The following is a 12,722-nucleotide window of genomic DNA, read 5'->3' as shown; positions in this document are numbered from 1 at the left end:
TAGCGGTGCTGTCTGTGTTTACAGTGAAGTTGCCGCAGCTATCAGTTGCTCCTGCTCAACTGCGTGCACTTTCGCGCTACCTGTGGACGGCGATGCCGCCTCCGGGCGAGATACAACACGGGTTTCGGCGAGCGTCGGAATCTGGCGGAACTTGTTCTGCAAGAACGGCCAAGCCCCCTGATTCTCAGGCTCATCCTGAACCCAAACGAACTCGGCGCCGCGGTAGCGCTCAAGCGCAGAGAGCAGCTCCGTTTCAGGGAGCGGGTAGAACTGCTCCAGCCGCACGATAGCGATGCGATCTTCGCCCTGTTTTGCAATCTCGTTTTTCAGATCGTAGTAGACCTTGCCGGCGGTGAGCAGCACACGCTTTACCTTGGTTGCATCGGCAGTGTTATCGCCAATCACCGGACGGAAGCGACCCTGTGTGAATTCGGCGACACCGCTTGTCGCACCGCGCAGGCGCAGCATTGACTTCGGGCTGAAGACAATGAGCGGTTTGCGCGGCCGCTGATATGCCTGGCGACGCAGCAGGTGGAAGTGGTTTGCCGGGGTTGAAGGCCGCGCAACGATCATGTTCTCCTGCGCACACATTTGCAGGTAACGTTCGATACGTGCTGAAGAATGGTCTGGCCCCTGACCCTCATAGCCGTGCGGTAAGAGCATAACAACTGAAGAACTCTGACCCCATTTTTGTTCAGCGGATGAGATAAACTCGTCAACCACCGTCTGCGCACCGTTAGCAAAATCACCAAACTGTGCTTCCCAGATTACGAGTGCGTCTTCACGCTGCAGTGAGTAGCCGTACTCGTAAGCTAGCGCTGCATACTCTGACAGCAGTGAGTCGTAAATCCAGAAACGAGCCTGATCTTCAGACAGGTTCAGCAGAGGCAGCCACTCTTGGCCGTTCTTGTAGTCGTGGAATGCGGCGTGCCGCTGCGCAAATGTGCCGCGCCGTGCATCCTGACCTGCGAAGCGTACCGGGGTGCCCTCAAGCAGCAGAGAGCCAAGAGCGAGGATCTCGCCAAAGCCCCAGTCAATGCCACCATCACGGCTCATCTTTGCACGCTTCTGAATCAGCTGTTCAAGCTTCGGATGCACAGTGAAACCGTCTGGTTTGTTCAGGTGCGCGTCACCGATTTTCTCTATAACTTCGGTCGATACAGCGGTGTCAACCGGGTCAGCATCGGCAAGAGATGGGACCTCTTTGGCCTTCTCCAGCTCAGTGTTGATAACACCGGTCTGCGCAACATGTGTCTCGTCAAAAGCCTGCTCGAGCTTCTTTCTGAAGCTTAGCTTTGCCTGCTCGTACTGCTCTTCGGTGATATCACCGCGGCCAACAAGTGCTTCCGTGTAGAGCTTTCGAGTTGAGCGTTTCGCCTCTATTAGTGAGGTCATCATAGGCTGGGTCATCGACGGATCGTCACCCTCATTGTGACCGCGACGGCGGTAGCAGACCAGGTCGATGATGACGTCTTTGTGGAACTTCTGCCGGAACCTAAACGCTAACTCAGCAACGCGCACAACCGACTCAGGATCATCGCCGTTAACGTGGAAAATCGGTGTCTGTACTGTCTTGCCAACATCGGTTGAGTAGACACTAGAGCGTGAGTCGATTGGCAGAGTTGTGAAGCCAACCTGATTGTTTACGATGATGTGAATCGTGCCACCTGTGCGGTAACCGCGCAGCTGACTCATTTGCAGTACTTCGTAAACAATTCCCTGACCGCTGAATGCGGCGTCGCCGTGCACAAGAACCGGCAGAGTGGCGAACGAACCGATCGGTTTTAGATCCTGTTTTGCGCGGACGATACCGCTGAGCACACCGTTCACAACCTCAAGATGTGAGGGGTTTGCGGCCAGGTGAATTGGCACCTGAGTGCCGTTCGGCGCTGTGAATACACCGGAAGCGCCGAGATGGTACTTCACGTCACCGGAGGCACCGGCCTCTGATTGTGATCCTTCAAATTCACGGAAGATCTGGCCGTAGCTCTTCCCGGCAATGTTTGAGAGCACGCTCAAGCGGCCGCGGTGAGCCATGCCGATATCAACCGACTCAACGCCGTCTTCAGCAGCATCGATGAGCATCGCATCGAGCAGCGGAATCAGCGACTCACCGCCCTCCAAGCTGAAGCGTTTTTGCCCCACGTACTTGGTTTGCAGGAATGTCTCAAACGCCTCAGCCTCGTTCAATTTTTCGAGAATGCGCATCTGAGTTTCTTTTCCAGGCTTCTCATACGGGCGCTCGAGCTGATCGCGCAACCAGAGCCGCTGCTCAGGATCCTGGATGTGCATGTACTCGATGCCGATCTTGCGGCAGTAAGAGTCGCGCATTACGCCAAGGATGTCGCGCAGCTTCATAACATTGCGGCCACCAATACCGCCAGCTACAAACTCGCGATCGAGATCCCAGAAGGTGAGACCGTGGTTCTCAATCTCAAGGTCGGGGTGCGTATGCTGCTGGTATTCGAGCGGATCGATGTCTGCCATCAGATGCCCGCGCACACGGAAGGAGTTAACCAGCTCCTGCACACGCGCGTTCTTGTCAACATTGCCCTGGTGGCTGTCAATATGAATATCGGTTGCCCACTTCACCGGAGCGTATGGGAGGCGAAGAGCAGCGAAAATTTCTTCATAGAATTCGTGCTGGCCAATTAGATGCTCGTGCACAATTTTTAAGAACTCACCAGAGCCGGCACCCTGAATCACACGGTGGTCGTAGGTGCTGGTCAGGGTGATTGTCTTTGAAACACCGAGGTTGGCAAGAGTCTCTGCAGCAGCGCCTTGATACTGGGCGGGGTATTCAAGAGCACCTGCGCCCACAATGCAACCCTGACCGTTCATTAGCCGCGGGATAGAGTGCACAGTGCCAATGCCGCCCGGGTTCGTGAGAGAAATGGTTGCACCCTGGAAATCTGTGGCGGTGAGCTTGCCCGCACGGGCGCGCTTAACGAGATCTTCGTACGCTGCAAGATACTCATTAAAGTTGAGGGTCTCTGCCTGCTTAATTGCAGGCACCATCAACTGGCGTGAACCGTCAGGTTTTGGCAAGTCGATTGCGATCCCCAAACCAATGTGCGCAGGGGTGACGAGCGCCGGCTTGCCGTCAACCTCAGTGTATGCGACGTTTTGGCTCGGGAACTGTTTCAGAGTCTTGATCAGTGCCCACCCGATGAGATGGGTGAAAGACACCTTGCCACCGCGCGTGCGACGCAGGTGGTTGTTGATCACGATCCGGTTGTCGATCATCAGCTTTGCCGGAATAGTGCGCACGCTTGTTGCGGTCGGAATTGAGAGGCTCGCATCCATGTTTTTTGAGATGGTGCGGGCAACACCCTTAAGAGGTGTGATCACATCTTCGGCAGCTTCAACATCGCCCTTGGGAGCTACTTTTGGAGCGTCTGCGGGGATCGGGGTGGTGCGTGGTGCCTGATTTGTAGTTTTTGCAGCAACACTGGCATTTGCGGTAGGTGCGGCGCTGCCTGTCGTTGCTGCTGGGCCGGAGTTTGCAGGAGCAGTTGTTGGCTGTGCCTGGCTTGGGGTGCTTGCCGGCTTGCTAGCCGGCGATGCTGAAGAAGTGCCGGTCACCTTATCGATGTCACCGCCAGCTGCCGTAACCTTCTCCATGACAGGCCACCAAGACTCATCCACGGAGTTTTTATCGGTCTGATACTGCTTATAAAGCTCCTCGACTAGCCAGGCGTTAGCGCCAAATGCTGAATCAGTCACGGTAGCTGCCTCTTTCTGCTGGGGATAGCTGCGTTGGTATTACCACGAGTGTTTAAGCGGCAAGTGGAGTTTGCCTACACGTATGTCTAGCCTACCTAAAATTTAGGGTCGTGTGGGTGGCTAAAAGTTAATTTTCACAGCTAATTTAGGTACAGTTATACGGTTATGGATTCATTGCCTCGAAGTAGTAAGCCTTGCCAGTGTGGCGAGGCCTTTTTGGAGTTACTGTGAACGAGTGGCTTCTGCTGATAATCGGGATTGTGCTAACTTTTGGCACCGGTGTTTTTGTTGCCGCTGAATTCTCTTTAGTTGCCTTAGATAGGCATGAGCTGGAACGCCAGCAAGCGGCCGGTGAGAAGCGACTGGGTCCAGTTATTAAAGCCTTGCGGATCACCTCAACCCACCTATCAAGCGCACAGCTTGGTATTACTCTAACTACTTTGCTTGCCGGCTATACGCTGGAGCCAGCGTTTTCAAAGATGCTGTCGCGACCGCTTTCTAGTCTTGGAGTTGCAGAGAATTTGCTGCCGGTCATCACAGTTCCGGTCGCAGTTGCAGTTGCAACGCTGCTGTCAATGATTATCGGCGAGCTAGTGCCGAAAAATTTTGCGCTTGCGGTGCCTCTGGCAACAGCAAAACTTGTTGTGCCGATCCAAACAGCTTTTACAACGATCTTTAAACCGGCAATTATCGTTTTGAACGGCAGCGCCAACGCTATGCTGCGCGGCATCGGGATAGATCCGAAGGAAGAACTCTCTGGCGCGAGATCCGCAGAAGAACTTGCCTCTTTGGTGCGCCACTCGGCGGCATCGGGAGTTTTAGAGGCTGACACCGCAACTCTGCTCGACCGCACCCTGCATCTTTCTGAGCTGGCTGCAGCCGATGCGATGACACCCCGCTTGAAGATGGAATCAGTGCAGCGTCTTGAGATGGTGCCTGAACTGATTGAGCTCTCGGGTAAGACCGGTTTTTCTCGCTTCCCGGTCATAGATGAGGATCGCGACGATATTGTTGGAGTTGCGCACGTTAAGCAGGCAATTGCAATTCCGCGGGAGAAGCGCGGTGAGGTGCCGGTTGCTGCGATCACTGAAGAGGTGACGCGCGTGCCGGAAACTATGCCACTCGACCTGCTGCTTGCTGAGCTGCGCGACGCCGTCTATCAGTGCGCGATTGTGGTTGATGAATACGGCGGCACAGCTGGCTTTGTGACGCTTGAAGATCTGGTTGAAGAACTGATCGGTGAGGTTGCCGACGAACACGATCGCGCACAAACCGGAATTATCGGATCTGCCGATAAACTCTTGATTCCTGGTGAACTGCGGCCAGACGAACTCGCGCAGCAATCGGGTGTTGTGATCCCTGAGAGCGGTGAATACGACACTGTGGCCGGTTTTATGCTGTCAGAGCTTGGAAAGATTCCGGTGCCGGGCGATGAAATATCCCTCGCAGATGGCGCAACACTGCGCGTGGAGCGAATGGACGGGCGCCGTATCGCGCGCATTCGCTATCAGGGGCCGCCGCTGCCTGAGGGCTATGAAAATGGTGAGTCAACTGAAACCGGGACAATAGTTTTGCCGCATCTGCGTGACAGGGAGGTGGAACGATGAGTGACTGGGCTGGAATTATCTGGCTGTTTGTGCTGCTTGCCTGCAACGCATTTTTTGTGGCGGCCGAGTTCGCAGTTATTTCTGCACGTCGCTCGCAGATTGAACCGCACGCTGAAAACGGCTCACGCGCCGCAAAGACTGCGCTCTGGGCGATGGAGCATGCGACGTTGATGCTCGCCACCAGCCAGCTGGGGATAACCGTTTGCTCGCTTTTGATTCTGAACGTATCTGAACCAGCGATTCACCATCTGCTGGAGGTGCCGCTTAAAGCCACGGGTCTTAGCGCCGACATGGTGGTGATTATTTCATTTGTGCTGACACTGCTTTTGGTGACCTACCTGCACGTAGTTTTTGGTGAAATGATGCCGAAAAATGCGGCGTTTTCGATTCCGGATCGCGCGGTGCTGCTGTTAGCTCCGCCGCTGGTTGCGCTCTCGCGCGCCGTGAAGCCAATCATCTGGTTTATGAATGCAATTGCGAACGGTGTGCTGCGCCTGTTTCGAGTGCAACCGAAGTCTGAGGCTAACTCGACATTCACGCTCGAAGAGGTTGAGAGTATCGTAGCGAATTCAACCCGCGAGGGCATGCTCGAAGATCGCTCCGGGGCACTCAAAGCAGCCTTCGAGTTTACGAATAAACAGGCGAAAGATCTAGCTGTGCCGCGCGATGAGTTGGTGATGCTAACGGAAGAAGCAACACCGCTCGATGTTGAAGCTGCGGTCACAAAGCACGGGTTCTCACGCTATCTCATTGTTGACAGCAGTAGTGAGCTTGTTGGTTACGTGCACATTAAAGACCTTTTACGCACGAGTGAGAAGCGTCTTGCTGAGCCGATCCCCGCTAAAAGGTGGCGGCAAATGGTGACGGTTAACGCTGATACGGATCTTGAAGATGTGCTGCACAGACTGCAGAGCAAAGGCACTCACCTTGCTAGAGTGCACGACTCCACCGGCGTAGAACTCGGCGTGCTGTTTCTCGAAGATGTTATCGAAGAGTTGGTGGGCGAGGTTAACGACGCAACTACACGACGCCGCTACAGCTAGTTAGCTTGCGGATCCGCTAGCGCATTCCTGCCGGAAGATTATGTCGTTTGCGTGTCGAGTAGATCAGCCAGTGCGGCGCCGACTCGTTCATGCTCGATGAGGAATGCGTCGTGTCCGTAGGGGCTGTCCAGTTCCAATGCCGTCTCGCCGGTGAGGCTACCGGGAACTGCGGCTGCGATACGATGCTGCCCATCAATAGTAAACAGACGATCCGACGGAATACCGACCACGAGCGTGGGAACTGTAATAACGCTTAGGGCCTCGGCAACACCGCCACGGTCGCGCCCAACATCGTGTGAGTTCATCGCCTGCACAAGAGTGAGGTAGCTGCCGGCGTCAAACCGTCTTGTGAATTTATTGCCGTGAAAATCTAGGTATGACTCAACAGCGAATCGACCGCCGCCACCTAAGGGGTTTAGCGTTGACTGCCATGCGCGCCCGAATCTGGAATCTAACTCAGTGTTCGATCGATAGTTTAAGAGGGCTAGCCTGCGCGCGGTGGCGAGCCCGTTGTGAGGGCCCTGACCGTGGGGTAGGTCGTAGTAGTTGCCGCCGTGAAAATTTGGATCCGACCGAATCGCCTCGAGCTGCACGAGATTCAGCCCTATTTGATCGGCCGTCAGCACCGGGGGAGCCGCGATTGTTGCGATGCGCTCAGCCCTGTCGGGAAACATTATCGCCCACTCTAGTGAGTGCATGCCGCCCATCGAGCCGCCGATAACCGCGGCGAATTTGTGAACACCTAATTTATCAGCCCAGGCGGCAGCTGCTTTCACCTGGTCTCGAATTGTGAGAAACGGGAAGCGGCCGCCCCATTCAGTGCCGTCTTGTGCCAGCGATGAGGGGCCGGTTGAACCTTGGCAGCCGCCGAGCACGTTGGGCGCGAGCACACAGTATTTTTCAGTATCGAGTGGTTTGCCGGGGCCGACAACATCCTCCCACCAGCCGGCGGTTGAATGTCCCGGTGCAGCCGGGCCGATCAGATGGCTGTCGCCTGTAAGTGCGTGAAAGACGAGAATAGCGTTGTCCCGGGTGTCGTTGAGCTCGCCAAACTGCTCATAGGCGATGACCGATTCGGGCAGGGTTTCTTTGCTTTCAGTTTCAAACGCACCGATTTTTACAAACTTTCGATTACCAACAGGGTCACCTGTGCGCCAGGCTCCCGTCACCGGTGGCTTGCCTAGGAGTGCCCGCAGTTGGGCATCCGTAATAAAATCAGCCTGCGCCGAGTCTTCGTGTGTTTGCCAGTCCATGGTCTTTCTAGCAGATAATTTTATCGGGTGTGAGAGCGCTAGAGGCTCTCACACCCGACTTCCTGAGGAGGGAGATTTATGCGGTTGCGGCAGCCAAAGCCTTTTCTAGGTCTGCCTTAATGTCGGCAATGCTTTCGATACCGATTGAGAGACGCACCAGCCCGGGGGTGACACCCGCCTGTGCCTGCTGCTCCGGGGTCAACTGCTGGTGAGTTGTAGAGGCCGGGTGGATTGCGAGTGAGCGTGCATCGCCAATGTTTGCAACGTGGCTGAAAAGCTCGAGTGCGTTGATGAACTTCTTGCCAGCTTCAACCCCGCCCTTTAGCTCAAATGACAGCACTGCGCCAGCACCCTTAGGAGCGTATTTATTTGCATTCTCATACCATCTGCTTGATGGCAGGCCAGCGTAGAAAACAGTTGAAACAGCATCGTGGTTCTCGAGCCATTCAGCTACCTGCTGCGCATTTTCAACGTGCCGTTCGATGCGGAGAGACAGAGTTTCAACACCCTGCAACAGCTGCCATGATGAGTCTGCTGAGAGAGCTGCTCCGACGTCGCGCAGTAGCTGCACACGTGCCTTAATAATGTAGGCAATTTCGTCGCCGACCGCGTCAGTGTAAACAACTCCGTGATACGACTCATCTGGCGCGGTCAGGCCTGGGTAGCGCTCGGCATGTTCAGACCACTTAAACTTACCGCCGTCAACGATGACACCAGCAACGGTGGTGCCATGACCGCCTAAGAACTTAGTTGCTGAGTGCACAACAATGTCAGCGCCGTGCTCGAGCGGGCGAATCAGATATGGGGTTGCAATAGTGTTGTCAACAATCAGTGGCAGACCGTTTTCGTGCGCAACTTCAGCGACAGCCTCGATGTCTAACACGCTAATTTGTGGATTGGTAATGGTTTCAGCAAAAAAGAGTTTAGTGTTTGGTTTTACTGCTTTTTGCCACGCTGCGATATCGTCCTGGTCGACAAAGGTAACCTCGATGCCGAGCTTCTGAAGTGTGTATTTGAAAAGATTGTAGGTGCCACCGTAAATCGCGGTTGATGACACAATGTGGTCACCAGCTTTAGCAATGTTCAGGACTGCAAAAGTTGTTGCTGCCTGACCGGAGCCAACAGCGAGCGCAGCTGATCCGCCCTCTAACGCAGCTATGCGCTGTTCAAAAACATCGTTGGTGGGGTTCATGAGGCGGCTGTAAATATTGCCAAACTCAGACAGCGAGAAGAGTGACGCGGCATGATCTGTGCTGTTGAACTGGTAGGCGGTTGAGCGATACACCGGTACCGCGCGAGCGTTGGTGGCTGGGTCGACCTGCTGGCCGGCGTGAATTTGCTTTGTTTCAAAGCTCCAGTTTTCTGACATTTTGTGCTCCTTGTGAGGTTAGTGCGATGCGATTGATGTGTTGTAAGAATATTAAGTTCACGCGGTAAATGGGCGCTACTTGAAATTCATACTCTGTAACATTGGAGAGTGGATAACACCGATTTCACCGTAAACACGGTGCTTGCGGGTGTGCATGCCTCATGGCTGCCTGTGCTTGATGAAACTCGCCCGCAGTTAGTAGAAGTGCTGCAGAAAGTGTCTGCGGATCGCGCGGCAGGGCGACAGATTCTGCCAGAGCCGGCGCGAGTTTTCGCTGCCCTAGCGGAGCCTTTTGACAGTGTGCGGGTGCTGATTATCGGGCAGGATCCGTATCCCACCCCGGGCCATGCGGTGGGGGTTGCGTTCGGGTGCGCCGCTGATGTGCGGCCGCTGCCGGCATCGCTGCGCAATATTTATAAAGAACTGGAGAGTGACCTTAACGTTGCTGCTCCCGCAACTGGGGATCTTGCTGCTTGGCAGCAGCAGGGGGTGCTGCTACTGAACACCGCGCTGACAGTGCGCGCGGGGGAGGCCGGCTCACACGCACGGTTTGGTTGGTACGCTATCGTTGAGCACCTCGTGCGAGCGCTGACAAGGCGCACCACCAAGGACGGGCAGCAACTGCCGCTTGTCGCAATTCTGTGGGGGAAGCACGCACAGCGTTTTCGGAGTGTGTTAGTGCCGGAAAGCTCCAACTGTGACATCCGGGTTGCTGCTACGTCTGCTGTGCGCATCATAGAGTCTGCGCATCCGTCTCCGCTTTCTGCGTCACGCGGGTTTTTCGGTTCCCGTCCGTTTAGTAGCGCAAACACTCTGCTGGAATCCCTGGGCGCGCCAGCTGTTGTGTGGGCGGCGCAGCATGACGTGTAACAGCTGATAAATATAGCGGGTATACAAGAGGGGTCAGCGTAGAGAGTGACTCGGCGCTGACCCCGATGCTGCCGTAGAGCGGCAGCTCAATTATGCGATAGCTTACGCAGCGAAGCGGTAGAGCTTCTTGTTTGTGAACTCGTCGATACCGTACTTACCGATTTCACGGCCGTAGCCTGACTTCTTTACGCCACCGAATGGCACGTCGACGCCCTCAAGCCCTGAAGCGTTGATGAACACCATGCCCACCTCGAGCTGGTCACCAACACGCTCTGCGCGCTCAACATCGTCGCACATAACGACAGAGCCGAGCCCGTACTGTGAGGAGTTAGCAAGCTCGATAGCCTCTTCATCGCTTGACACCTTGTAAAGCTGAGCGACAGGCCCGAAGAGCTCTTCGCTGTAGGCATCCATGCCCGGCTTCACGCCGCTGAGAATGCTCGGGGTGAACCAGTTGCCGTCAGGCTCTGCATCGCCGACAACGAGCTCAGCACCCTGCGCAACTGCGTTCTGCACCTGCTGCTTCAAAGTCTCGGTTGCTTTTGCGCTTGACAGTGGGCCGTAGTCGCCGTTGTCTGCATTCTGGTTAGCGATTGCAGCCTTGAACTTCTCTGCAAACTCGTCATAAACGGTGTCGAGCACAACAATGCGCTTTGAGCCGTTGCAGGCCTGGCCGGTGTTTTCCATACGGCCGCCAACTGCATACTCAACAGCTGCGTCTACGTCTTTTACATCGAGCACGATGAAAACGTCTGAGCCGCCAAGCTCGAGCACACACTTCTTGAGTGCGCGACCTGCTTGCTCAGCAACAATTGCGCCAGCACGCTCTGAACCGGTCAGTGACACAGCTGCGATGCGATCGTCAGCAATAATGGTTGAAATCTGGTCGTGTGTCGCAAAGACATTCACGTATGCACCTTCAGGGAAGCCAGCATCGCGGAAAATTTTCTCGAGGAACAGTGCTGTCTCTGGGCACTGGTCGGCGTGCTTGAGCACAACGGTGTTACCAACCGCAAGCACAGGTGCTGCAAAGCGAGCAATCTGGTAGACAGGGTAGTTCCAAGGCATGATGCCGAGTATCGCACCAATTGGCTTACGCTTCACTACGGTCTTCAAGCCGTCTTCTACCGTGAGCTCGTCATCCTTGAGCCACTCTTCAGCATTGTTTGCAAAAGCCTCGATAATTCCGGCTGAGAATTCTACCTCGCCCTTCGCCTGCTCGAGCGGCTTTCCCATTTCGCGGTTGAAGATTGCTGCTAACTCGTCCTGGCGTTCCATGTGCAGCTGGGCGACCTTCTTCAAAAGTTCTGCGCGTTCAGCAACAGTGGTTGTTTTGCCCCAATTCTGATAGGTCGCGTGTGCGCTTTCCAGCGCTGCTTCAATCTGCGCATCGGTTGCGGTGTCGTATGTTTTGACAACTTCACCTGTAGCCGGGTTGGTTACTGCGTAGTTCATTTTTCTCCAATCAGTGAAACAGCGGTGTCTACTGTCACTAGATAGTGTTGCATAAATCCGCTGAAAACACACTCAAAGCGGCTTAGTAGACACAGTAAAAATTGCCTCACCGCTTAGCCGATAGCCTCAGGTGGGGTAATCGCGGTGAACTGCTCGGTGTCTGCGATTGGGCTCGCATCGCGACCGCGCAAATCTGGCACCACCGGGATTGCCAGCAGCGAGATAAAGACGGTTAGCGCCCCTGCTACAGCTGCGACAACAAAAGCGCCGGTCGGCCCGAGGCTGTCGATGAAGACACCCGCTAACGCTGACCCGAGCGCAGCTCCGATCAGCTGGCCTGTGTTGCTCCAACCAAAGGCTTCTGCGGTTTCTGAAAATTTTACGGTTGATGAAATCAAACTTGCGATAGACGCTAACGCTGGCGCCATACCGAACCCGGCAACCATAAGCCAGGCCGCCAACCACCAAAAATTGGTGCTGAAAATGCACATTACAATTCCGACAGTGACGATGCCAAGCCGGCTTGGCAGACTCCATTTGTGCAGTGCACGATGGCCCATAAAGACACCACCCAGCAGTGATGCTGCTGCACTCATTCCTAGCAGGACGCCACCCTCGAGACCTTCGTGGCCGTAGATGGCCACAATCCCCGCCTCAAGCGCCGCATAGGCGGTTATGAAAGCAAAGCCTATAAGGGTTGCGAATAGCACTGTTTTTCGAGTCAGCACAGCGCCAAAACGCCTGCGTGCTGTCGGGATTGCGACGCGACTAACTTCGGGGTTAGAGAGGAACCAGGTCGTGCCCAAGATAAGAATTAAAACAGCAATTGTGAGACCCCACGGTGGGCCAAACTGGACAGCTGTAAAAACTGCAACAACAGGGCCGATAACCCAGATTATCTCCTGTGCGGCAGCATCGAGCGCGTAAAGAGCAGAGAGTTGCTTGCCGGGCACCATCTTCGGATAGATTGTCCGCGCCGCAGGTGCGACTGGCGGGGCGAAACCGGAAACGATAGCGGCAGCTACGATCCAGATAATATTTGCCGGCGCGTAAGCGATTGCAAGCAGAGCACAGGCGGTTACGAGGGTTGATACAGCAAGCACCGGGCGCATACCGTATTTGCCCATCATGCGGCTTAATACGGGGCCAGCAACAGCCGCAGAAATTGAGCTTGCTGCAAGCGCAATGCCGGCCTCAGTGTAGCGGTGAAAGAGCTGCTCAACATGCAACAGGATGATGAGCGACGTCATCCCCCAAGGGAAACGTGCAACAAGTTGGGCTATGAGTACTCGATAAACACCTTGCGAAGAACGCAGATCCCGATAAACACCCATGGCGCAAATTCTAGCGGTGATTGAATTGTCAGCGCTAATAGAGCGCCCGTTAACTAAGCCGCACA

8 protein-coding genes are annotated in these 12,722 nt (G+C 55.0%); 3 read left to right on the top strand and 5 right to left on the bottom strand.

Going from position 1 to position 12,722, the window contains the following annotated elements; genetic code table 11:
* Window positions 1–18: 18 nt before the first annotated feature.
* On the bottom strand, window positions 19–3,726 hold the full coding sequence (locus tag HCQ99_RS03115) for a multifunctional oxoglutarate decarboxylase/oxoglutarate dehydrogenase thiamine pyrophosphate-binding subunit/dihydrolipoyllysine-residue succinyltransferase subunit (RefSeq protein WP_166985579.1): 3,708 nt from the start codon (window positions 3,724–3,726) through the stop codon (window positions 19–21).
* A gap of 227 nt (window positions 3,727–3,953) precedes the next feature.
* On the opposite strand from HCQ99_RS03115, the gene HCQ99_RS03110 reads away from it, so the two are divergent.
* The gene (locus HCQ99_RS03110) at window positions 3,954–5,333 is read left to right on the top strand and encodes a hemolysin family protein (RefSeq protein WP_166985576.1); all 1,380 of its coding nucleotides are present in this window, start codon (window positions 3,954–3,956) and stop codon (window positions 5,331–5,333) included.
* The gene (locus HCQ99_RS03105) at window positions 5,330–6,376 is read left to right on the top strand and encodes a hemolysin family protein (RefSeq protein ID WP_166985573.1); all 1,047 of its coding nucleotides are present in this window, start codon (window positions 5,330–5,332) and stop codon (window positions 6,374–6,376) included. Before HCQ99_RS03110 ends, HCQ99_RS03105 begins: the two co-directional genes overlap by 4 nt.
* A 38-nt stretch (window positions 6,377–6,414) precedes the next feature.
* Here the strand turns inward: HCQ99_RS03105 and metX are convergent, their stop codons facing one another.
* Together metX and HCQ99_RS03095 are read right to left on the bottom strand one after the other, a co-directional pair.
* Window positions 6,415–7,629 carry a homoserine O-acetyltransferase MetX gene (metX, locus tag HCQ99_RS03100; protein ID WP_166985570.1) on the bottom strand — a complete coding sequence of 405 codons (1,215 nt, stop codon included), beginning with the start codon at window positions 7,627–7,629 and terminating at the stop codon, window positions 6,415–6,417.
* Window positions 7,630–7,705: 76 nt separating this feature from the next.
* Window positions 7,706–8,998, bottom strand: coding sequence for a bifunctional o-acetylhomoserine/o-acetylserine sulfhydrylase (locus HCQ99_RS03095; protein WP_166985567.1), 1,293 nt, complete (start codon window positions 8,996–8,998; stop codon window positions 7,706–7,708).
* A gap of 108 nt (window positions 8,999–9,106) precedes the next feature.
* On the opposite strand from HCQ99_RS03095, the gene HCQ99_RS03090 reads away from it, so the two are divergent.
* Entirely contained in the window at window positions 9,107–9,868 is a 762-nt protein-coding gene (locus HCQ99_RS03090; RefSeq protein ID WP_243854774.1) for a uracil-DNA glycosylase, read from the top strand.
* Window positions 9,869–9,970: 102 nt separating this feature from the next.
* Here the strand turns inward: HCQ99_RS03090 and HCQ99_RS03085 are convergent, their stop codons facing one another.
* Both HCQ99_RS03085 and HCQ99_RS03080 read right to left on the bottom strand, forming a co-directional pair.
* A complete protein-coding gene (locus HCQ99_RS03085; protein ID WP_166985564.1) occupies window positions 9,971–11,323 on the bottom strand; it encodes an NAD-dependent succinate-semialdehyde dehydrogenase in 1,353 nt (450 codons plus the stop codon).
* A 113-nt stretch (window positions 11,324–11,436) separates the two neighbouring features.
* Window positions 11,437–12,657, bottom strand: a complete 1,221-nt coding sequence (locus HCQ99_RS03080; protein WP_166985561.1) for an MFS transporter — start codon at window positions 12,655–12,657, stop codon at window positions 11,437–11,439.
* Window positions 12,658–12,722: the final 65 nt, after the last annotated feature.

The organism is Canibacter zhoujuaniae (genome assembly GCF_011752015.1).
GTDB classification, from domain to species: Bacteria; Actinomycetota; Actinomycetes; order Actinomycetales; family Microbacteriaceae; genus Canibacter; species Canibacter zhoujuaniae.
The sequence above is the reverse complement of the archived record's forward strand: the minus strand, read 5'-3'. Positions and strand labels throughout refer to the sequence as shown.